This window comes from Phocaeicola faecium (assembly GCF_014837055.1).
GTDB lineage: Bacteria > Bacteroidota > Bacteroidia > Bacteroidales > Bacteroidaceae > Phocaeicola > Phocaeicola gallinarum.
This window is the reverse complement of record NZ_JACSPQ010000001.1, coordinates 1,083,577-1,104,469: the sequence shown is the minus strand read 5'-3', so window position 1 is coordinate 1,104,469 and position 20,893 is coordinate 1,083,577. Positions and strand designations below refer to the sequence as shown.

Annotated in this window: 19 protein-coding genes; 6 read left to right on the top strand and 13 right to left on the bottom strand. The window is 46.0% G+C overall.

Annotated elements, in window-relative coordinates; translation table 11 throughout:
- Nucleotides 1-6 precede the first annotated feature (6 nt).
- From H9626_RS04735 to H9626_RS04725, 3 genes are read left to right on the top strand one after another with little or no spacing between them, the layout of a single operon-like run.
- Entirely contained in the window at nucleotides 7-507 is a 501-nt protein-coding gene (locus H9626_RS04735; protein WP_191709714.1) for a hypothetical protein, read from the top strand.
- The gene (locus H9626_RS04730; protein ID WP_191709713.1) at nucleotides 504-947 is read left to right on the top strand and encodes an N-acetylmuramoyl-L-alanine amidase; all 444 of its coding nucleotides are present in this window, start codon (nucleotides 504-506) and stop codon (nucleotides 945-947) included. The genes H9626_RS04735 and H9626_RS04730 overlap by 4 nt, the downstream gene beginning before the upstream one ends.
- Nucleotides 944-1,411, top strand: a complete 468-nt coding sequence (locus H9626_RS04725; protein WP_191709712.1) for a DUF6808 domain-containing protein — start codon at nucleotides 944-946, stop codon at nucleotides 1,409-1,411. The genes H9626_RS04730 and H9626_RS04725 overlap by 4 nt, the downstream gene beginning before the upstream one ends.
- Nucleotides 1,412-1,581: 170 nt before the next feature.
- Here the strand turns inward: H9626_RS04725 and H9626_RS04720 are convergent, their stop codons facing one another.
- The 7 genes from H9626_RS04720 to H9626_RS04690 all read right to left on the bottom strand — a co-directional run bounded on the left by H9626_RS04720 (nucleotide 1,582) and on the right by H9626_RS04690 (nucleotide 6,513).
- Entirely contained in the window at nucleotides 1,582-1,986 is a 405-nt protein-coding gene (locus H9626_RS04720) for a DUF5053 domain-containing protein (RefSeq protein WP_191709711.1), read from the bottom strand.
- Nucleotides 1,987-2,035: 49 nt separating this feature from the next.
- The gene (locus H9626_RS04715) at nucleotides 2,036-2,218 is read right to left on the bottom strand and encodes a hypothetical protein (RefSeq protein ID WP_178257338.1); all 183 of its coding nucleotides are present in this window, start codon (nucleotides 2,216-2,218) and stop codon (nucleotides 2,036-2,038) included.
- Nucleotides 2,219-2,714: 496 nt separating this feature from the next.
- Nucleotides 2,715-3,962 carry a phage integrase SAM-like domain-containing protein gene (locus H9626_RS04710; protein ID WP_191709710.1) on the bottom strand — a complete coding sequence of 416 codons (1,248 nt, stop codon included), beginning with the start codon at nucleotides 3,960-3,962 and terminating at the stop codon, nucleotides 2,715-2,717.
- Nucleotides 3,963-4,084: 122 nt separating this feature from the next.
- The gene (locus H9626_RS04705; RefSeq protein ID WP_191709869.1) at nucleotides 4,085-4,669 is read right to left on the bottom strand and encodes a Maf-like protein; all 585 of its coding nucleotides are present in this window, start codon (nucleotides 4,667-4,669) and stop codon (nucleotides 4,085-4,087) included.
- 176 nt (nucleotides 4,670-4,845) lie between these two features.
- The gene (locus tag H9626_RS04700) at nucleotides 4,846-5,364 is read right to left on the bottom strand and encodes a KdsC family phosphatase (RefSeq protein WP_178257371.1); all 519 of its coding nucleotides are present in this window, start codon (nucleotides 5,362-5,364) and stop codon (nucleotides 4,846-4,848) included.
- 7 nt (nucleotides 5,365-5,371) lie between these two features.
- A complete protein-coding gene (locus H9626_RS04695; RefSeq protein WP_191709709.1) occupies nucleotides 5,372-6,172 on the bottom strand; it encodes a Rossmann-like and DUF2520 domain-containing protein in 801 nt (266 codons plus the stop codon).
- Between the two features lie 8 nt (nucleotides 6,173-6,180).
- Nucleotides 6,181-6,513 carry a hypothetical protein gene (locus H9626_RS04690; protein WP_178257334.1) on the bottom strand — a complete coding sequence of 111 codons (333 nt, stop codon included), beginning with the start codon at nucleotides 6,511-6,513 and terminating at the stop codon, nucleotides 6,181-6,183.
- Nucleotides 6,514-6,613: 100 nt separating this feature from the next.
- Here H9626_RS04690 and H9626_RS04685 point away from each other — a divergent pair, with 100 nt between their 5' ends.
- Genes H9626_RS04685 through H9626_RS04675 form a run of 3 tightly spaced genes read left to right on the top strand, consistent with a single transcriptional unit; the run spans nucleotide 6,614 to nucleotide 9,659 of the window.
- Nucleotides 6,614-7,588, top strand: coding sequence for a GNAT family N-acetyltransferase (locus tag H9626_RS04685; protein WP_191709708.1), 975 nt, complete (start codon nucleotides 6,614-6,616; stop codon nucleotides 7,586-7,588).
- 56 nt (nucleotides 7,589-7,644) lie between these two features.
- Complete coding sequence (locus tag H9626_RS04680) at nucleotides 7,645-8,061, top strand: hypothetical protein (protein WP_225230875.1); 417 nt, start codon at nucleotides 7,645-7,647, stop codon at nucleotides 8,059-8,061.
- Nucleotides 8,062-8,087: 26 nt separating this feature from the next.
- A complete protein-coding gene (locus H9626_RS04675; protein ID WP_178257332.1) occupies nucleotides 8,088-9,659 on the top strand; it encodes a sulfatase in 1,572 nt (523 codons plus the stop codon).
- Between the two features lie 103 nt (nucleotides 9,660-9,762).
- On the opposite strand, the gene H9626_RS04670 is transcribed toward H9626_RS04675, so the two are convergent.
- The 6 genes from H9626_RS04670 to H9626_RS04645 form a co-directional block, all read right to left on the bottom strand.
- The gene (locus H9626_RS04670) at nucleotides 9,763-11,520 is read right to left on the bottom strand and encodes a BT_3987 domain-containing protein (RefSeq protein WP_191709707.1); all 1,758 of its coding nucleotides are present in this window, start codon (nucleotides 11,518-11,520) and stop codon (nucleotides 9,763-9,765) included.
- 10 nt (nucleotides 11,521-11,530) lie between these two features.
- A complete protein-coding gene (locus tag H9626_RS04665; RefSeq protein ID WP_191709706.1) occupies nucleotides 11,531-12,901 on the bottom strand; it encodes a DUF1735 and LamG domain-containing protein in 1,371 nt (456 codons plus the stop codon).
- 8 nt (nucleotides 12,902-12,909) lie between these two features.
- On the bottom strand, nucleotides 12,910-13,956 hold the full coding sequence (locus H9626_RS04660) for a glycoside hydrolase family 18 (RefSeq protein ID WP_191709705.1): 1,047 nt from the start codon (nucleotides 13,954-13,956) through the stop codon (nucleotides 12,910-12,912).
- A gap of 212 nt (nucleotides 13,957-14,168) precedes the next feature.
- On the bottom strand, nucleotides 14,169-15,740 hold the full coding sequence (locus tag H9626_RS04655; protein ID WP_191709704.1) for a SusD/RagB family nutrient-binding outer membrane lipoprotein: 1,572 nt from the start codon (nucleotides 15,738-15,740) through the stop codon (nucleotides 14,169-14,171).
- A gap of 21 nt (nucleotides 15,741-15,761) precedes the next feature.
- On the bottom strand, nucleotides 15,762-18,842 hold the full coding sequence (locus H9626_RS04650) for a SusC/RagA family TonB-linked outer membrane protein (RefSeq protein WP_191709703.1): 3,081 nt from the start codon (nucleotides 18,840-18,842) through the stop codon (nucleotides 15,762-15,764).
- Nucleotides 18,843-18,850: 8 nt separating this feature from the next.
- A complete protein-coding gene (locus H9626_RS04645) occupies nucleotides 18,851-20,362 on the bottom strand; it encodes a hypothetical protein (protein WP_191709702.1) in 1,512 nt (503 codons plus the stop codon).
- Nucleotides 20,363-20,893: the final 531 nt, after the last annotated feature.

The following is a 20,893-nucleotide window of genomic DNA, read 5'->3' as shown; positions in this document are numbered from 1 at the left end:
AACATTATGGATAAACTATTTCAAATCGACCAGCTAAGAGTGATATGCGTATCGCTTTTCAGCATGATGGCAGCTTACGTAACCCCTACAAAAGGGTTTGTGTTAGCCCTGTTCGTGTTTTTCTCGTTCAACATCTTTTGCGGGATGCGTGCCGATGGGGTAAGCATCATTCGTTGCCGAAACTTTTCGTTTAGCAAGTTCAAGAACGCGCTGTGTGAGTTCCTTATCTACCTCGTGCTTATATGGATTATCGCCGTCACCATGTCGGCAATGGGTGATGCGGCTGAGGCTTTGGTTGTCATTAAGACGATGACCTACGTATTCTCGTATGTGTACGTGCAGAATGCGTTCAAGAACCTTATACACGCATACCCGAAGAATGTTGCTTTCCGCGTCATCTACCACCTGATACGCTTCGAGTTCAAACGCGCCATGCCCACCCATGTAAAGAGTGTGATAGAGCGTATAGAAAATGAGGTTGAAAAGACGGAAGAAGGTAAGCAATGAGGAAGATTCAGTATATTGCCGTCCACTGTACGGCAGGCTCGCAGCGTCAAACCATTGCTGACCTTCAGGCGGAGTTCAAAAGGAAAGGCTGGAAGAATCCCGGCTACCATTATGTTATCGCGCTCGATGGGAAGATTACACAACTGCTCGATGAAGAGAAAATCAGTAACGGTGTGAAAGGGTTCAACTCCGTGAGTGTGAACGTTGCTTATATCGGGGGAATCGACGCGGCGGGCAAGGCAACCGACAACCGCACAGACGCGCAGAAGAAATCGCTCCGCCAACTGCTCGGTATGCTGAAAAAGAAATACCCCGAAGCTGTTATACAAGGGCATAGGGACTTCTCGCCCGATACGAACGGCAACGGGAAGGTTGACCCGTGGGAGCGTATCAAGGAATGCCCGTGCTTTGACGCTAAAACCGAATACGCCGACTTATGAAAGCATTGCTTTATGTATTGATAGGCATAGCCTGTTTCGGTTTGGGATGGTTTTCCCGTCCCGGCGGAAAGGCTGTGCATGATACCGACACCATACAGTCCCCGCCCATCGTGGTAACAAAGACAAGGGTAGACACGTTGATACTGCTTTCCCCGCAGCCTTACATCGCGTGGATAGACAATACGGACACGATGAGGCTTGACAGTTGTTGGCATCTGCGTGAATACAAAGAGTACCGCGATAGCAACTGTTACGTGAAGGTGAGCGGCGTGCAGCCCCGGCTGGATGAAGTTCGGGTTTATCCGCGCACGGTGTACCAAACGGAGTATATCTACCGCGACGTCGTGCGGAAAGAAAAGCAAAAAAGGTGGGGCGTTGGGCTGAGCGCAGGTTACGGCGTGGGTAAACACGGGCTTTCGCCAGTAGTGGCGGTAACGGTTAACTGGAACTTGTGGCAGTGGTGAAGCTGCATCATGGGAAAATTACTGCAAGGTACTTTCAGAACTACTGCAAGGTAATGGAGAAACTACTGCATAGTAATCGGCAGACTACTACGCGGTAGTTTTTTGTTGTCTTAAAAAGAAAATCCCCGCAGGCGGCTCATGCTGCGGGGACGGTGTCAAATAACAAAGCGTCAATATGAAACGCTAAGCGAGCCTAATTTCTCGGAAATGTCTTTTAATGCCCTGTTCAGAGTTGCCAGTTCATCGGAAGTAAAACGGGCGGGTTTGCCGTTTACGATGTTTCCGTTCATCCGCTGATACAGCCATGAACGGCTTTTGTTGAAATACCGTTTGGCGAGGTATGAAAGCGAAATGATGTCTGCCACTTCCTGCATTTGCAGCTTGATGGTGTTTTCCTCCAGATGGTCGATTTTGCGGTCTGCCTCTTCAAGCTGCCCGGCTATGAAATCGGCTATTTCCTTTTTATCTTCTTCCGAGGTGTAACGTGCGGCTATGGACTTCACTTTGTCGTAAAATTCCGGTGCATCCGTCCCCAGCATCGGTTTCAATGATGATAATTCTTCGCGTAATGTCATAATCGTATGTTTTTAATCCCTCCTGTATCAAGGGAGGGAATTGTTTTTCTTACTTTTTCTTTTCGAGTTCTGCCAATATCTTGTCTATCGTGTTCAGGCGGTCTAACCTTTTGTTTATTTCCTTTTCCTGATTCGTTCCGGTCATTTCGGCGATAAACCTTAATTGGTCTAACTCTCTTTTAAGGAAACTCCTTTGCAGAAGCAAATCCTTTCTAATCTGTTCGTTGCTCATATTATTTTTACTTTGTTATTCGACAATGCAAATATAATAATCTTTTGGTTATTACAAAAGTTTTTCAGGATGTTTTTTGCTTATATTCGGTAAAATCTTCATCTTTGCATTGCGTTACATAGAAAGAAGGCGAAAGTGATTTTGCCGGATGCGGCAGCGGGCATATTTGTGTCCGCCGCTTTTCGCATATATAACGGTTTCGTCCCGTGTGGAGCGTTAATGCGCCCACTGCTTTCTTTCGAAGTGTAACGCAACGGGTAGCGAAACCGTTTTCTTTTTCGCCTCAAATAAAACGATATGTCAATTTTACCCCCCCCCTATGCTGAATATCAGTTTGTTATGCGGTTTGTCGGTTACGGACATTATAAATTATCTTTAGTAAATAAAAATGGCTCTGAGCGAACGGTAATAACTGGAGATACGGATTTGATACAACGTCTTTCTTCCGAGGTCGAGCAGGAAAGGAAAGAGGCTACCGATGAAGCGATAGCCCTTATTATAGCTTCCCAAAAACAAAGTCAATGACAGCTCTGTTAGCTTTGTCAATTCGACCCCAATCTTTTTTCACATAAGTATCTGTTACATCATGCCCTGATTTATGGTTTAATGCCATAGCTACATCATCCATCGATATGCCGCATTCATTACGGGCAATAGTCGCCCATGAATGGCGGGCAGCATAGAATGTAAGCCTTTCGATTCCTACTTGCTCGCCAATCCATTTCAAATTGCTATTGATTTTAGTAACAAATTGTTTGTCGCTGCTGTATCGAGTAAAAAAATTGAAAACTCTATCACCTATCATGTCTTTGTATCTGTCAAAGTATGCTTCTGCTTCCGGTTCTATTTTGATGGAGATGAAAGCATGGTCATTTCTTCTGCCTTCTGTTTTTCTACGTTGGTATTCTATTCTTCCGTTATTGATACAATCCAAAAAATACATGTCTACTGTATTCATACCGCATAGCAGGAATGAAAGAATAAACACATCGCGAGCAATTAGTGTACCGGGCATGTTCACTGGAATTTTCAATGTTTTTATAGCTCGGATCGTTTCAGGGGATAATGCTCTTTTTCTGGTTTGTGGGGCAGATGGAAGTTTGTACTTTGCAAATGGGTTGTTTGCAATTCTTATTAAGCCTCTATCTTCATCATTGTATTCTATTTTGGCAAGATTAAACAATCTTTGTATAATACCTATATATAGTCTGACTCCGGCTTGAGAAATTTTTCCTGTGCCATTACGTGATTCTTTGTTGCGTAGGTAGTTATCAAATTCTATCAAAAACTTGGAGGTTATATCTGAAAATTCAAGTTCTTTACTGCCTGTGTATTCGTATAGTCTTGTTAGCATCGCCCGATAAGATTGGCTTCTTCTTTTTCCATCTTCTTCCATCTTTTGGGTTTGTTTTTCTGCAAAGTCAAAGAAATTTATTCCTTCCGGTTTCCCTGACAGTTTATTCGACATTAATTTAACCAATCCTTTAGCGGTGTAACAGTCGATTTTGTGTCCCAACAAGGAAAGTTCTTTCCGGATTCTCAATACGTCCAGCATAAATTGGTCGAATACAGGATTATTTCTTTCCTTGATTTTAAAGGTCTTTTTGTCTATTTGTTCAATGGTAATATAATGGGAAGTAGCCATATAAGCTGTTTGCCTATCATGTGTGATTCTAATTTTTACATTCCAGGTATTATCTTCCTTTTTTTGATGTTTTAATATTATTGCTTTTACTGTTGCCATGCGTTGTAAAACATATTTAGACGGTGTTAGTTTCACCGTAAAACAATCGTAAAACTTTTGTGCGAATATAGCATACTGAATCTGATATGTTATTTTACGGGAAACCGATGTATAGCCATCTATCACCGTATCTTCTTGAGTTCCTGATACAAACGCTGTATCGGAAGACCCATAACGTTGAAGTAGGAACCGTGTATTCCGGATACACCGATAAATCCTATCCATTCTTGAATGCCGTATGAGCCTGCTTTATCCATGGGATGATATCTTTCGATGTAAAAATCTATTTCTTCATTGGTCAGGTTGTCAAATGTTACTTCTGTAGTGGCGGAGAATGTTTTTTGAAATTCACAGGTGGTAATACATACTCCGGTTATGACTTGATGGGAAGAACCTGACAGTTGGCGGAGCATGTAACGGGCGTCTGCTTCATCACGTGGCTTCCCTAAAACCTTTCCATTGATATATACTATTGTGTCGGCGGTTATGATGAGTTCGTCTTTTCCCATCGCCGGACGGTAGGCATCCGCTTTTTTACGGGCTATGTAAACCGGTATTTCTTCACCTTGTAAGGTGTCAGGATAGGTTTCGTCGATTCCCGGCAGGATTTTTACTTCGTAGTCAATGCCTAATCCCGATAAAAGCTCCCGACGGCGGGGGGAGTTGGATGCTAATTTGATTTTGTATTTCGATAAGTTGTTAAGTATCATTGTTTTATATTCTTTTATGATGAGGAAGTTTAAGTTTGTAGCGAGCTTGTTTCGAATCTGTTTGGAGGCTTGAAAAACGCTTGCGGTAGAACCGGTCAGTTCTATGGGTAGAACCGGTAAACGCTACCGCATAGGATGAGTAACACTAACGGTAGCGTTTTTGGGGGGGATTATTACCAGCCGAAAGCCTCTTCATGAGACATCCATTTGCCTTGAGCGCGAAGCACCTGCTCTATCACATCGCGTCCGCAGCCGTACCCTCCCTTTCGGTGGGATATGTATTTGCAGATTGATTTTATTTCGGGAGCCGCGTCAGCAGGGCAGCAAGGAAGTCCCACGAGGGAAAGAACCTCATAATCGGGAATATCATCGCCCATGTAAAGCACTTCTTCCGGCTTGAGGTTGTATTTTTGCAGCAGCTCATTGTATTCGTTGGTTTTGACGGCTGCTCCTAAATACACGTCTGTAATGCCTAATCCTTTGTAACGTTTTCTTACTGCTTCTGTCTTGCCTCCGGTAATGATGGCAACATGCAGTCCGCATTTGACTGCGAGCTGAAGTGCGTATCCGTCTTTGATGTTGACCGACCGCATCGGTTCGCCGTCGGGATGGAGAAAAATGGTTTCGGCACTTAACACGCCGTCTACATCGAAAAACAATGCTTTTATTCGGGTTAAATCGTAATCTATCATACGGTAATTAATGTTTACTTTTTCTTTTGTTATATACATGAATGTTTTGGCTTATCAGCTCGTAAAGTTTAGCGAGTTCGGGTTCCCCGTTCAGCATTTGCAGGTGTCGGTCGATAACGTTTACATCATATCGGCAGGCAGGTCCGGTTTGTGCTTCCGTGGGAGAGAGCAAATGTACTTTGCGGGCCGTTTCGTCGATAAGCGGGAGCATGGCTGCAAAAGGTAGTCCATGAGCTTTCAGCAGATGCTCGCACACGGCGTACATGTGGTTCGTAAAGTTGCAGGCAAAGACGGCAGCGATATGCAGGTAACGCCGTTGTTCTGAAGACACATGGTAAATGTGCCGGCTCAACTGTTCCATCAGCCTCGTCAGCCGGTCGGTATCGTCAGCATTGTTGGCCTCAATAAAAACCGGGATATCTGTAAAATCTATCGTGCGCTGTTTGCTGAATGTTTGCATCGGATAAATTACCCCGTAGCGGTTGGCATATCCTTTCCAAACGTCTGCCGACATGCTTCCTGCCGTGTGTACGAACAGAGCTTGCGGATTGCGGCGGGTAATATGTGGGATGACAGACTCTAATGCCGAATCTTTTATGGATACGATATACAGGTCGGCATCTGGCGTTAGTTGTTCCAGCGAACTCGTATAAGGACAATTCAGCTTGGTTGCCAGTTCGCGGGCGGACTCTTCGGTACGACTGAATACCTGCCGAATGGTAAAGCCTTTGCCGGAAAGTCCCAAAGCCAGATGTGTGGCTACATTTCCGGCTCCTATAATCGCAATGGAAGTAATTGTTTCATTCATCGGTTTTTCTATTTAGAGGAAATAAAATAGAGGATGACACCCACGGCAAGCAGACTTGTAGGAAGAAGGTACGATGACATTTGTCCCAGTAATTCTGTTACTAAATTGATGTTCTGAATGAGCCAGATACCGGCAAGGATGATACCCACAGACTTGTCTGATTTGAACCACAGGAAAACCACCGATGCATAAAGCAGCATCGTGTCTTTCTGCGTTACCCACGCCAGTCCGCAATCGGCAAAGTCTATCCAGCGGTCAAGTAAGTAAATAATACCCGTTAAGGTCAGAAATACAGCTGCCGCCCTACATGTATCTTTATTGTTTATAGCCTTTGTCGCCATACTCTTTTTTTGATAAATAGATTCACAAAAATCTTGTTTCTTCCACAAATATAGGCTTTCTCTTTTAAATGCTCAATAAAAAGTTATAAATTTGCACTATATGGATATCCGTCTGACGACATATTACCATGCAAAAGACGTTCCGTCTTTACCCGGAACGAATGTCTTCCATTCTACCGCTTTGTTTCAGGCTTTGGAGCAGACATCCGGCTATCAGCCTGTATTGTTGGTGGCATACGAGGGAGACAAGGTTGTTGGAAAATTGCTTTGTACTACGCGCAGCTATTTTCATATAACGGGATTGCTTAAAAAGACGTATGTTTATGGTACGGGCGAATATTTCAAAAGCTCTTTCCGTCGCGAACAGATATTCAATGAAATGCTGACTTACCTTACATCCACTTATCGCGAAAAATCATTCCTCATAGAGTTTCGCAATTTGGAAGAATCTTTGTTCGGTTATCGTTATTTCCGTCAGAACGGTTATTTTCCCATACGTTGGTTGCGCGTACGTAATTCGATTCATCACCACGCGCTGGACAAATGGATGAGTACCTCGCGCAAGCGTCAGATTCAGCGCGGACTGAAAAACGGTGCAGTTATGGATGTAGCACGGACCAGCGACGATGTTTATGCTTTTTTCTCGATGCTGAAGAAGTATTATTCTTCAAAGATCAACCAATATTTACCCGATATAGGCTTTTTCCTATCTCTTTTTTCACAACCTTTGCGGTGCGAAGCCGGTAAAATATTCCTTATACGTTATAAGGATAAAATAATAGGAGGGGCGGTTTGCCTGTTTTCCGATGATAGTGCTTATTTGCTGTTTTCGGGTGGGATGCGTAAAAGCTATCCTTTGTTATATCCCGGTGTGTTGGCGGTATGGAATGCCATGACTTATGCCCGCCGCCACGGGTATGGTCACTTTGAGTTTATGGATGCCGGACTTCCTTTTAAGAAGTATGGTTTCCGCGATTTTATCCTACGCTTCGGAGGCAGGCAGACGAGCAGTCGCCGATGGTATCGCGTACGTTGGCCATGGCTGAATCGCCTGCTTATTAAAGTCTATGTGTAACCAGCCGGTAGATTGGTTTAGGCAAAACGAGTAATGTTATCACAATTTATTATGCAATGATGATTCTATTAAAATCGGTTCTGATATGGGTTTGTTTTATCCCCGTGGCTATTCTGAACGGAGGATTGCGGGAATACGTGCTGACTCCAATGTTTACCGCTCAATGGGCATTGCCGATAAGCGGAATCTTGCTGAGTGTTTGCATCTTTTTTCTTACATGGATACTTTTGCCTCGCATAAAAAATCTTAGTCGTGGAATGTGTTACCGCGTAGGTTTGTTTTGGGTGTTTCTAACCATCCTGTTTGAACTTGTATGCGGGCAGGTTTCGGGCATTGCTTTTCCGGAACTGATGGCTGCTTATAATCCGATGACTGGAAATCTGTGGTTACTGGTTTTAATAACCACACTGTTATCGCCTGCTGTGGCTTTCCGTTTATCGATACCCGACATGCAGGATAAGTCTGAATTATAATAACTTTAATATAAACAATCAGAAATATGAAACAGAAAAGACATTTGTTTACGGCAGCATTTCTGGCAGCTTTAGGGAACGTTTCGGCGCAAGATAAGCCTAATATCATTCTGTTTTTAGTAGATGATATGGGATGGCAGGAAACCTCTGTTCCTTTTTATGAAGAGCCAACTCCGCTGAATGAGCGTTATCATACTCCTAATATGGAACGTTTGGCACAGATGGGGGTGAAGTTTACGCAGGCATACGCTTGTGCCATTTCATCACCCTCGCGATGCAGCCTGATGAGCGGCATGAACGCAGCCCGTCATCGGGTAACCAACTGGACGCTGGAGTATGACGTGCAGACCGATGTCGAAAGCAACGTATTACAGTTGCCCGATTGGAACTACAACGGCATACAGCCCGTTGACCGTGCCGGTGAACACGATTTGAAAAATGCCACGCCCATTACGGCATTGCCCCGTTTGTTGCAAGAAAATGGTTATTATACCATACATTGTGGCAAAGCCCATTTTGGCGCGCGCGGTACGGTTGGAGAAAATCCTTTGAGCTTTGGTTTCGATGTGAACATCGGGGGTGGGGCCAACGGAGCTCCCGGAAGCTATCTTGCCGAAAATGAATTTGGCTCTGGGGCTTTCCATGTTAGCGGATTGGAACAATATTACAGCAAGGGTACTTTCCTGACCGAAGCTCTTACCATTGAGGCTTTAAAAGCTCTCGATAAGCCCATAGCCAATCGTCAGCCTTTTTATCTGTATATGTCTCATTATGCCATTCATGCACCCTATAACCCCGACAAACGCTTTACGGGGAATTACCGTCAGCCGGACGGCAGCGGTGTATACGATGCCCAACTGAAAGCCAATCTGGATGAAAATGAAATCAATCATGCAGCTTTGGTGGAAGGTATGGACAAGAGTTTGGGAGATATACTGGATTATTTGGGCGAACGTCCCGAAGTGGCAGCCAACACCATTCTTATTTTCATGTCCGACAACGGAGGGCAGAGCGTAGGACCCCGGCAAGGCATTCTGAACCGTGACCCTAACTATCCGGCTCGTGGAGGTAAAGGTTCGGCATACGAAGGTGGCGTACATGAACCGATGATTGTATCATGGCCGGGTGTGGTAAAAGGAGGAACGGTAAACGAAAACCGCGTGATGATAGAAGATTTCTTTCCTACTATTCTCGAAATGGCAGGGGCAAAGTCATATCAAACTGTACAACACGTAGACGGAAAGAGTTTTGTGGACATATTAAAAGACCCCACACTGAAGCGCGACCGTACCAACATCTGGCATTTCCCGAACCTTTGGGGTGAAAGTCAGGATACGGCAGAGGGATTCGGCGCTTATTCTGCCATTTTGAAAGGCGATTATCACCTTTTGTATTTTTGGGAAAACCGCGAGCTGCGTCTTTACAATGTTCGTGAAGACATAGGCGAACAAAACAATCTGATAAAGATGCAACCCGATTTGGCAAAACAGCTGGCAAAAGAGTTGACTGCCGCACTGAAAGACTGTGATGCGCAGCGCCCGTCGTACAAGCAAACGGGAGAACTGATTCCGTGGCCCGATGAGGCTGTGATTCGCTAACGGTAATATATCGGTGAAAGACTACAAAAAAGAGACCGCTTCGTATCGCACGGGCGGTCTCTTTGCTGTACTCATACTTATGTATGATAGGTTGGTAGGTTTTTTACTTCATATAAGCCGGAAGAAGTGTATCGTAGTTTACTCCCTCAAACTTCACAACAGGATTGGCAGTGTTTCCTAACTGTTTCATAAACAGCGGGAAGTCTTGCAGATACAGATTCGTGTAAGGTGCATCTTTCCACGTATCGGGCACGTATTGCAGGTTGAAGCAAATGATAGACTGGTGTTTTCCGGTTTTTTGCTTGCCGATGGTGGTGGTCAAAGCCTCGTTACGCTTGCCTTCACCTTGCTCCCAGAAGCGAGTCTGGTGCTGGATGCGTCCGTAATCGTTTTCCAGACTCATTTCAAAGGAAGCCACACCGTATTTCTTCTCAGCATCTTCGCCCGACAGTCCTGCTATCCAAGTATCACTGGTTCTGCCGCTACTGAACGAATACTGGTGGTTATCGCCGCGCAGGTAGTTGGCATTCCATACATAATCAAACAGCCTGCCTACTTCTATCTTGCCTATTTCTTCAAGTACGGCTTGGTTGGCAGGGTCTTTTACCCACTCGCGTACCGCCTTTTTGTCTTCGGCAATCGGATTTCCGTAACGTTCGTCTTCCCATCCTGCAGCATGTTTTTTTATGAGGTCGAACTTGTTTCCGAACAGGCACCATCCGTTTCCGGCACCGTTGGTGAACGGCCCTGTGTTATACAGCGTAATCAAGTTGTGACGGTCTTTCCATGCCTGACCTTCTACGATAGGCATTAAGTCTCTCAGCTCTTTTATCAGGAAATGGAAACTTCCCATCTGTACCATCGGACGTCCCGGCTGTTCAGCCTCTGGAGTTTCGGGATAGTTGGCATACTCGTCGTCGAACATCACTCCGTCGAGTCCGTAAGTCTGAACCGCCTCTTGAATGTCGCGGGCAAGTCCTTTAATCATACTGCGTTCGCCTGTAATGTCGAGGTTTGAGAAGCCGATGGCCTGATGATTCGGCATAAGCGAGAGCAACACCTTGATTCCACGGTCTTGCAACGGTTTTACAAATACATCGCGGTTATCAAGAATGCGGCGTACACTTTCGTTATAATATAGTTCGGGTTTGCCTTGAATGCCGTTCCAGTTGATGTTGGCAGAGAAAATAACCGTCATGTCGAACAGTGGACGGCGGGTATCTGCCTGTTCCTCCCCGTTCGGATAAAGCACATAGTTGCCCACGTTACGGATGTCGTTTTCGGCCGTTTCAATGATAGCCACAAAGCGCGGTTCTTCTACCGACGGAGTGCGGTCGAGCCAGCTCATGTTGAAATCAGCTTCCGGGTGGCGTACCACTTCAACAAACTGTACGCCGATTTCATGTTCGCCGTTCTTTAGTACCAGCGGAAGAACGAACGTGCCTTCTTTTACATCTTTAATCTTTACGGGAACTGAAACCGATGCTTTGTCCGGAGCAAGGGTTACCGTTTGCGGCACTTCGTAACTTTCCGTGCTTAACAATTTATAAAGATTTATGCCTTTTAACTCGGCATATTTGGCTGTAAGGGCGTTCAGAGTCTCCTCATCGGTGTCGAAAGCAGCGGTAATCTCACGTTTGTCATTCATTCCGCGGCGAAGCTCGAACGTAAGGTCTTCTCCCTTCCATACATGTGTGTTCACTCCTTCCTCCTGAGGCAATACGAAGCGCGTTTCTCCCGTAAGTTCTCCGCCTCCGGTTCCGGGGACGGGAACTTCCGCGGTCAGCGTTTCTTCTTTACATCCGGCAAGGCAGACCAATGCAGCCAACATGCCGACTTTAATGATTGATATATAGTTCATGATACGGTCTTTATTTGAGGTTAATGTCGATGTCTTGGTTTATCACAACTTTCGGTTGAACAGCCGATGCCGCTCCCTGTCGTTTCACAGTCAGGTCGTGTCCGTTTCCGGTAAAGTCGGCTATCTGCTTGTTGTCCGAACCGGGTTTGGCTCCATTCAATTTCCAGTAAGCAAGCAAGTCGGACTTTTCGCTTTCATACTCTACCACGTCAAGTGCATTTTCGCGCAGTTGGGCTGCGGTGCGTGCGGTATTCCATATTCTGATTTCCGACATCATGCCGTTGAATCCGCGCCACTGGTTGAATGACTGTCCGATGACAAACTGTGCGCCTGCCAAGTCGAGCGTTCCCGTATGTGCCATAGAAGCCCGTTCGCGCGAGTTGACATACACGCGGATATTCGTACCATCGTAAGTCAGTGCGATGTGATACCATGTCTTTTCGCGGAAACTGTAATTCACCAACAGCGTTTTACCTCCTGCTTTCACTTGCAGTTTGTTCGGGTCTACGCCCGCATCACCAAACCTCATCAGGAACGGAGCGTCGCTTCCGGCTTCATATCCCCATACCGACGAGATACCCGCCAGCGTAGCATCTCCGCGTTCGCTTGCTGCCTTGAAAGAATCGACGTAAACCAATCCTTCGAGCGTACATGCATTCAGTTTCTGGAACGCATAGCCTTCGGTTTGGTAATACAGGTTATTCCGGTTGATACCCAAGTCTACACCGTCGGCATCCAGTGCGTCATCGCCTGCCATCGGACGTAAGTCGGCTGCGCCCTGAGCTTCACCCGAACCACCTTTCCGTTTCACGTGAAGATAAAGCGTGCGGTTCGAATCGTCGAGAGTAAAACCCTCTGCCGTATTTAATTGCAAAGCGAGCAGATAATCTTGGTCTAAATCCAGTTTGCTGCTGTTGATAATTTTCACCAGACTCTGGCTTACTGCCATTGTAGCATCGTATTCAATATTGATGAGATTAGTAGCCACGTGGTAAGCCTCGGCAGGCAAGAATTTCACCCGGTAACCGTTTGTTTCTTTGTATTGCTGCAAAACAGCTTCATCTTGTAATACGCTCACCGTAAACACTTGGTCGCGTTTGCTCTTGCCGTTAGTCAGTTTGGCAGAGGTCTTGATTTCCTTAACCTGACCAACGGGCTGAACAGCCGAGAAGATAACATCTACCGGGTCGGCAGTTACAGCCGTTCCGTTTGCAATGTTCTCGGCATCGGTAGTATTCAGGAAAACCAGTGTGCGGTCGGTCACCTTTTCGGGAGCCACCGTATCCTCCGGTCCGAACAATGTTTTTCCGAATTCGTCCTTACACCCTGCAAAAACGATCAAGCAGAGAAGTAATCCGAAATATATGATTCTGTTTTTCATACTTTCCATTATTTGTTAAGGTTAAGATATTGTATCGTAGTTCTCAGTGTTTCGTAATTCTGTTCGTAATCCGTCTCGATTCCTCGGATAGCCATGCCTCCCACAGCCTTTCCGTCAGCCGGCAGCCAAGTGGCGAGCGTCAGATTCTTGGGAGTAGTCAGCGGTTGCGAAGAAATCAGGTCGGCGAACGGAGTTTTCCATCCGTCGTTTTCAAGCGACAGATACGTTAACATCTTGGCGGCATCAAATCCGGCATATACCTTCAGCTTGTCATATTCCTGCTGTACGTAGCTCAGCTTGTCGGTCTTGAGCGTGGTGCTGATCAGGTAATCGAAACATTCGAAATAAGAGGTAAAGTATTCGGGCACACCTTCCAAAACCAGAAGTCTGTTGCCCGCTTTCTTTCCGAATTTCCCTCCCAGCCGGGCGATGATTTCGTTCAGTCTCTCACGGATGAACGCATCGTCGGCAGCAGTGATGCGCAGGCTCACTCCATCGTAATTATGCTCCGCAACCGTCTTTTCCAGTTGGTCGGGCAAGGCGTTGAAGCGTTCGGTAAACTCTTTGTTCACCTTGCTGCGCTCAACCTCGATGGCAGCTTCAATTTCTTCGTTTGTAGCCTCTCTCGAAGGAGTTTCAGCTTCGGCAGCTTCGATGGCATTATTTTCTCCCTCTATTTCAGCTTCTTCAATTTTCTCTTTGTATTCGGCAGTCCACGAGTCAAGCTCCGCCAAAATCAGTACGCGGGTCTTTTTTACCGTTTGCGCCGTTTCGAGGTCGGTCGTTTGGAACTGTGAAAGCGTTTCATACCCTTGTTCCACTACCACCATGTCCACGCTGTCGGGCAGGGTATTAAGATACGTGTTCATATTTCCGTCTGCCTTCCAGTTTTTAAACCATACCAGCGTTTGGGAATGTTCGGAGGCTTTGAAAGCCTGTATCGTTTCCATGTCTTGCGGAACGCCGCCCACCTGCATGTCGAGCGGTTCGATGTCCGTACAGCTTGCAGCAGTCAAGCAGCCTGTTATTCCTATGATGTAGATAAAATGTTTCATAAATATAAAGTGTTGTATCATTGGGTTTTATAGCGTTTGTTCAAACGGTCTCCTTCTTTGCCCGGAACTTGGAAAAACGCAAGCGGTAAAACCGGTCTGTTCTATGGGTAGAACCGGTCAACGCATCCGCATGGGATGGGTAACGCTAACGGTAGCGTTTTCCGGTACGTTCCGGCAAAGAATTTTCAGTCAGCGAAACAGTTTAAACAGGTTCATTTTCTCGCCCACCACACATCGGTATTCGGGCTGTCATTACCATCCAAATCTTCGGCGATAATCTGTGTAACGTTTGCACCGTTTACGTCATGTTCTACTTGCGGAAGCGGATAACGCCGGTATCCCCGCATATCGGCTCCGTCGGCATTACGCTGAATGTTCGTCACCTCGTGGTTATAGTCGATAGCCGGCAGGAGGTTGGGATATCCCGTACGCCGCCATTCAGCCCATGCCTCGGCACTTCCGTAAGGATACATGGCAATGTATTTTTGCGTAATGATTTGCCCCAACTGTCCGGCAGGATTGTCGCTCCACGCCACGGTAATGTCGGATGCAAACGATGCGTTGTTAAACTGGGCATACTTGCTGTCGGTAAACGCTCCCCGCTTGTTCCGGTTACTCAGATAGTTACCTATATTTACCTGATGCATGTTCATCGACAGTTCGATGCCCTGCGTGTAGAAGGTTTCGGCATTACCGCCCATGTTCCAGCCTTTAAGCGCACCTTCCGCCCGGAGAAAAGCCACTTCGGAAGCCGTGAGCCACACCACCGGGTCGGTCATGCCCACCTTCGGCAAGCAGTAGATGTTTCCGCTAATCAGTTCTTCTTTGGCAGGCAGATTCACGCCCGACCGCAATCCGAAGTACGTATCCCGTCCGCTACGGCTGGTAGGTTCGAAGTAAGCCTCCAAGCGCGGGTCAGAATACGCCGTCATGTAAGCAATGATGTCTGCTCCGCAGCGCGTATCTCCCCAGTTGACACTCATCTTATAGAACGGATTATCCGACGTGGGTTTCGTGGCATTGTCGGTATTGTTTTCTATAACCCCTGCTTTTACAGCCTCTTCCGCCCAAGCCTTTGCTTCATTGGGCAACTTACCGGAAGTACGCATGGCAAGACGTAACTTGAGTGAGTTGGCAAACTTCGCCCATTTGTTCAAGTCTCCGCCGTAAACGTCATCTTGCGTGGTCCATGCCGCTCTTTCTACATTCGTCAGCGTAGCAGATGATAAAGTCTGCGAAGCCCACGTCAGTTCTTCTATCATTTTGCGGTAGATGTATTCCTGCGTCTGATACGGCTTTTGTGCCTCTGTTCCCGAAAATTCGTAAGGGATAGGACCGTACATGTCGGTAAGGCGATGCAGAATGGCAACCTTCAGCACGGTTCCCCATGCGTAGAAAGCATTCTCCCGGTCGGCATTCGTCTCAAGAGCCAGCGCATTATATTGCTTGATGACTTTAACCAAAGATTCGGCATCGGTAAACGGATATTCAATGAATCCCGCATTGTAATTGAATTTCCCGAAATCACTGAATTTAGTCTGTCCCATGTAACCCGACAAGGATTCGCATCCCAAGCTGATGGCATACTGGTAAAGGTTTTCTTGCAGCGGAATCACGATGCCCGTAAGCACGCCACAGTTATTGGCTATCTTCTCTGCGATACCTCCCGACGCCAGCACCTCATCGGTTACGCCGTAGGGGTCGCGGTTATATTCTTCGAAATTCGTCGTACAGCTGCTTATTGCCATACAACCGATAATTCCAGTCAGTATAATTTTCTTCATCTGATTTTTCTTTTTTTAGATTTAGAATTTGGCTTTTACGCTGAATCCGAAACTGCGCAACGACGGCATCATGAAGTAATCAATGCCCTGTGCGTAGTTACCCGTTGACGATACCGCTTCGGGGTCGAACGGAGCTTTGTTATACAGCATCCAGAGGTTTTTCCCTGTGAGCGAAACAGTCAGGTCGAGTACATTGCCCAGCCATTTGCGCGGAATGTTGTACGAGATATATGCTTCGCGCAGACGCACGTTTGTTGCACTGTAAGTATAATATTGCGCCAAGTAATCCTTCGGACGTCCCTGAAGCTGGTAATATTTCTGTGCCGGTATCACGATGCCCTCTGCCACGGTAATGCCTCCCGCGTCGCGTGCATCCGCAGTAGCCTTTGATACGCCCGAATAATCAAGCGCAGCCTGTGTGCCCGATACGACAATACCGCCCAAGCGAGCCGACAGCATAAATCCGAAGCTGAACTGTTTGAAGCGGAAATCGTTTCTCCAGCCCATTGTAGCATCCGGAAGCAGACTACCCAGTTTGAGGTATTCGTTACGCGGCTTCAGGTCTTGCGATACATCAATGTTTCCGTGTACGTCTCTTACAAAATCCGTTTTGGCATAGATGTCTCCCAATGTTCCGCCCGGACGCAAGATGATTTGCGCATTTCCGAAACTCTCTTTCAGCAGTTCGTCTTTGTTAAACAACGGCTCTTCGGGGTTCTGCGGATTGCGTACGTTTTTAACCAGCTCTTTGATTTCATTCTTGTTATATCCGTAAGTGAAATACGTATCCCATGTGAAATTCTTCGAGAGGTCTACCGTAGCTCCCAAGCCCAATTCTACACCACGGTTTTCCACATTACCCGTTTGTACATACGTGTAATTGTAACCTGATGATGCCGACATGGCTGCCCGGATAGTTTGGTTCTTCGTATTGGTTTTATAATAAGTCACATCAAGGCTTATGATATTGCGTAACCACTTGGTTGAAAGTCCCACTTCAAACGAGTTGGTACGTTCCGGTTTCAAATCTTTCAGCGGATAAAATCCTTCTTTCACCCATTTCTTGTCGCTTTGGCTGAAAGTATTCATCTGCATGGTCAGTCCGCGTTGGAAAGGCGAAGCAACTTGCGCGTATGCCAGTCGCAGTTTGGCAAACGAGAGCGAGTTATACATTTTGTCTCTCAGTTCCGATGAAAGCATGTCGGTCAATATCCCCGATAATCCCACAGAAGGATAGAAAAACGACTTGTGATTTGAACCGGCTAATTGCGAAGCCCAGTCGTTTCGTCCCGTAACGGTGAGGTAAATCAAGCGTTTCCAGTTTACTTCCACACTACCGAAGATAGATTGCGTTTGCTCTCTCCATCCTTCTTGATAGAACTGTGCTTTTTTAGCACCCTGTGCAATGTTCTGCACATTAAATACGTTGGGCAGTCCGTCGTCGCGCAGCGGTCCCTGATTGAAAAGCATATCGTTCCGCTGGTCAGTGAGACTCGCACCGAGGTTTACAGCCAATCCCCAATCCTCGCCAATGTTTTTATTCAGATTGGTTAAGACATCCACATAATTCTGCATGTCATATCCGGTATTCATTCCGAAGAATCCGTTCTTGGTACCTCCGTCCATGAGGGTAGCAACCGTACCTACAAAGCGTTTGTCTTTATACTCTTGTGCAGTCCGGTCTATGCGGTAACGTACGCCGATGTCCCACTTCTCAGAGTTCGACCATTCTTTGATGAGATACGACATGCCCAGCGACACGATGAAACGTTTGCGTTCCGAAGTACGGATGTTGCGGTAAGCCGTCCAGTACGGATTCTGCATCGTATAATCTCCTTCGGGGAAAGGACTTGCGGTAAGAATGCCGCGGTCTTCGTCCCATTGTTCGAAATATTTAGCATCATTCCAGTCCAATCCGCGCGGATAAAGATATGCACTCACCAGCGGATTCATATATTCTCCCTGATTCACCATGTTCTGGTCGCGCTGAATGATATACTGCGCACCGAGGTCTACGCGCAGGCGGTCTTTTAACGCCATGCTTGAATTGCGGACAGTGAGGTTATAACGGTCGTATCGGTTGTTCGGGATTAATCCGTTGGCATTTGTAGCAGCCAACGAAACGTATGTCTGATTCTTTTCATTACCTATTGAAAGTGTGACAGAGTTGGTATAAGTAGCCGAAGTTTTAAAGAAATCGGAAGGATGGTAACCCGTAGAAGCCTGCTTGTCTCCCCAACTTACGGCATCGTTCGGCCTGCTTCCGTATGTGTTTTGGAATTCGGGCATTACAAAAGCGTCGGCAAATTCGGCTGCCGATGTGAAAGTAGCTTCCAGTCTGCCTTCTTTTCCCTTCTTGGTAGTAATCAAGATGGCTCCGTTGGCAGCCGACGAACCGTAAAGCGCAGCGGCAGAAGCACCCGTAAGCACAGTCATCGACTCGATGTCATCCGGGTTCAGGTCGGCAATGCCTTCCGTTGTTCCGCGTGAAGCATAACGTCCCGTACCCTGTTCGCCCTGTGCGTTATACATCGGGATACCGTCGATAACATAAAGCGCATTGTTGTTTCCTTCGATGGATTTCGTTCCGCGCATTACCACCTTTGCTGCACCACCCACGCCCGAAGAGCTGGTTTGAATCGTCACGCCGGCTATTTTTCCGCTCAGGCTGTTGATAAGGTTTGCATCCTTTACGCGCGTCAGTTCGTCTGATTTCACACTTTGGGCGTTGTACGACAAGGCTTTTTCCTGACGTTTGATGCCCAATGCGGTAACCACCACCGCGTCGAGCACCTGCGTATCTTCCTGTAACACGATGTCGAGTACGCTCATGCCTGCTTCTATCTTCCGTTTTTCAGGAGTATATCCGATAAAAGAAAACTCCAGTGTAGCACCTACGGGAACGGATATTTGATAGTTTCCGTCCATGTCGGTAGCCGTTCCGTTCGTAGTTCCCGCTTCGAGTACATTAGCCATCATAATCGGCGTATCGGTTTGGTCTACTACCCGTCCGGTTATTGTTACATTTTGCGCCATTGCCGCTCCGGAGTAACAAAGCAGGGCAAACAGCAACATGCTTATTCTGTTTATGTAATTTTTCATATCCGATATTATAAAGTTGGGTTGAGGTCTTCTTTCGCTAATGTTACTTCATGGGTATTTCCGCTTATTGCAGACACATCTATTTCTTTTGCCATTAATTGGAATTCTAAGAAACCTGTCATCACCCGTGTAAGTATAACGATACGTTTTCCGGTATTGATTTCTACGTTTTCTATTGTTACCGGACTGGACGTTCCCTGTAAGGTTTCAGCAGATTGAGTCATTCCATCATAAGGCATATTGGCTCTGATAGCCTCTGCCGCTTCTTTCAGATTCGCCGCATCGTTTAATATGTATACAGATGAATATAAAAAGTGAAGTTGTGCGCCGTCGGGCAATGAAGCCACCGATACCGTGAAAGTTACCGTCTTGTTAATGCCTCCGCTACCTTCGCTAGTAGGAGGAATAAACGGATATTTCATTTCTACCGTAACGATGTCGCTTTCCGGAGTAACCGTTACGTTTTCAGCTATCTTATAATTGTCATAGTATTCCGTATTCCATTTCGGCGCATAGATAACATACTCTTGTTGGGCTTCGGTACAAAACAGTTCGAAGGTTACCACGCCATCTTTCGAGGTATTCTTCTTTTCTACATACGTGCCTTTTTCGGGGTTACCGTGAGTGTTTTCCACGTGCTGCTTCACAGTTTCCCAGTCGGTTTTGTTTATCAGGTAGATTTCTTTTTCGTTGAACGGTTCTTCTGTTTGCGAACCTTCTTCCCCCATCAGATATATGGCAGTAACTTTGATTTGTTTTTTTACTTCCTTATCGAATGTGAGTGAAACATTTTCTTCCGTATCGTATCCTATTTCCTTACTTTTCTTCAGGAAGGGCAGACCTTCTTCCGGTTGCGATAAATAAATCCAATAGGTTTCGGTGGATTTCGGTGAGTCGATAACGAAAGAAGCGGCATTGTTTTCTGCCGTTGCAGCAGCCACATAGAGGTCTTCCTGCGGTTTTTGTCCACCTTTCAGCGACGTCTCAAAGTGGCTGCGGCTTGATTCTTTCACCAGATACAGGTCTTTGCCACTGTATTCCGGAGCCACGGTAACAGCTATCGATGTTTTCCGTATGACTTCTTGAGGCGGAGCTGCCAAGTCGATCGTTTTTTCGATATTGCCTGTCACTACTTCGTACTGCAACTGATTACCGAGGTGGGTTTTCGGCTTGTAACCTGCTTCCGTTTTCTGATAAACGTTGAAGTAGAGTGTTTTCTTATAAAAATCCATCAGGTCGTCGAATACCACTTGACTTCCTTTCACCGGCTGCGATAACAAGAAATCTGCTTCACCGATTTCTTTGCTCACGCCCTGCTCGTTGAACGGACTTTCAGATAAAGCGGCAAGAATCAAGTCTTCTTGCTCTTCTGCATTTTCAAGATGAATGGTCAGGGATGAAGTTTTGTCTTCTGCTTGGGGCTTCTCTTGCCGATATACTTCTTCTGCGATGTCGTCAGAGCAAGCAACCACAGCCAAAAGCACACAAAAACTTCCTAATAAATGTATGATTCTTTTCATTGATTGTGATTTTTTCAAGTATAGACTTGTGGAATGAACTGTGTTTTCCACAAAAAATAAATAGTTTTGTTGTTTAGGTCGGGTGAATAAAACCTTACTGTCTTAGTTTGTGATTTCATACCCAAACTGTCGTGCAGGTACTTTTTTCCATACGTTTATTCAGTTTTTAAGGTGAAACAATGTTTGTAATGTTTACTGTTTTTTGTACTTCCTTAATCTTTTTTGGAAATATCTCGCTTGTTAAGTAACAAACAAGAAGCTGTTTTGTTCGTTGGAAAAAGCAAAAAAAGCAGTCTGATGAATAAAAATTTTCATCGGATGAGGTAAAAGAACTTTATCCTTGCAGGCCTGTTTGGACGATAAACTGCAAGACGAAATTTTTCCGGCGGATACCCCCCGAAAACGCAACCGTTAGTGTCAGTCATTCCATGCGGATGAGTTAACCAATTCTACCCGAAAGACCGATTGGTTTTACCGTTAGCGTTTTCAGGCTCTTGGAAAAGCCTTATAATCTTGAAACAAGCGCATGAA

What these genes read in the sequence shown, in the direction of transcription:
- H9626_RS04725 (WP_191709712.1), top strand. Translation starts at nt 944, where the DNA reads ATGAAAGCATTGCTTTATGTATTGATAGGCATAGCCTGTTTCGGTTTG.
- H9626_RS04675 (WP_178257332.1), top strand. Translation starts at nt 8,088, where the DNA reads ATGAAACAGAAAAGACATTTGTTTACGGCAGCATTTCTGGCAGCTTTA.
- H9626_RS04645 (WP_191709702.1), bottom strand. Translation starts at nt 20,362, where the DNA reads ATGAAAAGAATCATACATTTATTAGGAAGTTTTTGTGTGCTTTTGGCT.
- H9626_RS04710 (WP_191709710.1), bottom strand. Translation starts at nt 3,962, where the DNA reads ATGGCAACAGTAAAAGCAATAATATTAAAACATCAAAAAAAGGAAGAT.
- H9626_RS04660 (WP_191709705.1), bottom strand. Translation starts at nt 13,956, where the DNA reads ATGAAACATTTTATCTACATCATAGGAATAACAGGCTGCTTGACTGCT.
- H9626_RS04735 (WP_191709714.1), top strand. Translation starts at nt 7, where the DNA reads ATGGATAAACTATTTCAAATCGACCAGCTAAGAGTGATATGCGTATCG.
- H9626_RS04650 (WP_191709703.1), bottom strand. Translation starts at nt 18,842, where the DNA reads ATGAAAAATTACATAAACAGAATAAGCATGTTGCTGTTTGCCCTGCTT.
- H9626_RS04685 (WP_191709708.1), top strand. Translation starts at nt 6,614, where the DNA reads ATGGATATCCGTCTGACGACATATTACCATGCAAAAGACGTTCCGTCT.
- H9626_RS04670 (WP_191709707.1), bottom strand. Translation starts at nt 11,520, where the DNA reads ATGAACTATATATCAATCATTAAAGTCGGCATGTTGGCTGCATTGGTC.
- H9626_RS04690 (WP_178257334.1), bottom strand. Translation starts at nt 6,513, where the DNA reads ATGGCGACAAAGGCTATAAACAATAAAGATACATGTAGGGCGGCAGCT.
- H9626_RS04720 (WP_191709711.1), bottom strand. Translation starts at nt 1,986, where the DNA reads ATGACATTACGCGAAGAATTATCATCATTGAAACCGATGCTGGGGACG.
- H9626_RS04715 (WP_178257338.1), bottom strand. Translation starts at nt 2,218, where the DNA reads ATGAGCAACGAACAGATTAGAAAGGATTTGCTTCTGCAAAGGAGTTTC.
- H9626_RS04700 (WP_178257371.1), bottom strand. Translation starts at nt 5,364, where the DNA reads ATGATAGATTACGATTTAACCCGAATAAAAGCATTGTTTTTCGATGTA.
- H9626_RS04655 (WP_191709704.1), bottom strand. Translation starts at nt 15,740, where the DNA reads ATGAAGAAAATTATACTGACTGGAATTATCGGTTGTATGGCAATAAGC.
- H9626_RS04730 (WP_191709713.1), top strand. Translation starts at nt 504, where the DNA reads ATGAGGAAGATTCAGTATATTGCCGTCCACTGTACGGCAGGCTCGCAG.
- H9626_RS04680 (WP_225230875.1), top strand. Translation starts at nt 7,645, where the DNA reads ATGATGATTCTATTAAAATCGGTTCTGATATGGGTTTGTTTTATCCCC.
- H9626_RS04665 (WP_191709706.1), bottom strand. Translation starts at nt 12,901, where the DNA reads ATGAAAAACAGAATCATATATTTCGGATTACTTCTCTGCTTGATCGTT.
- H9626_RS04695 (WP_191709709.1), bottom strand. Translation starts at nt 6,172, where the DNA reads ATGAATGAAACAATTACTTCCATTGCGATTATAGGAGCCGGAAATGTA.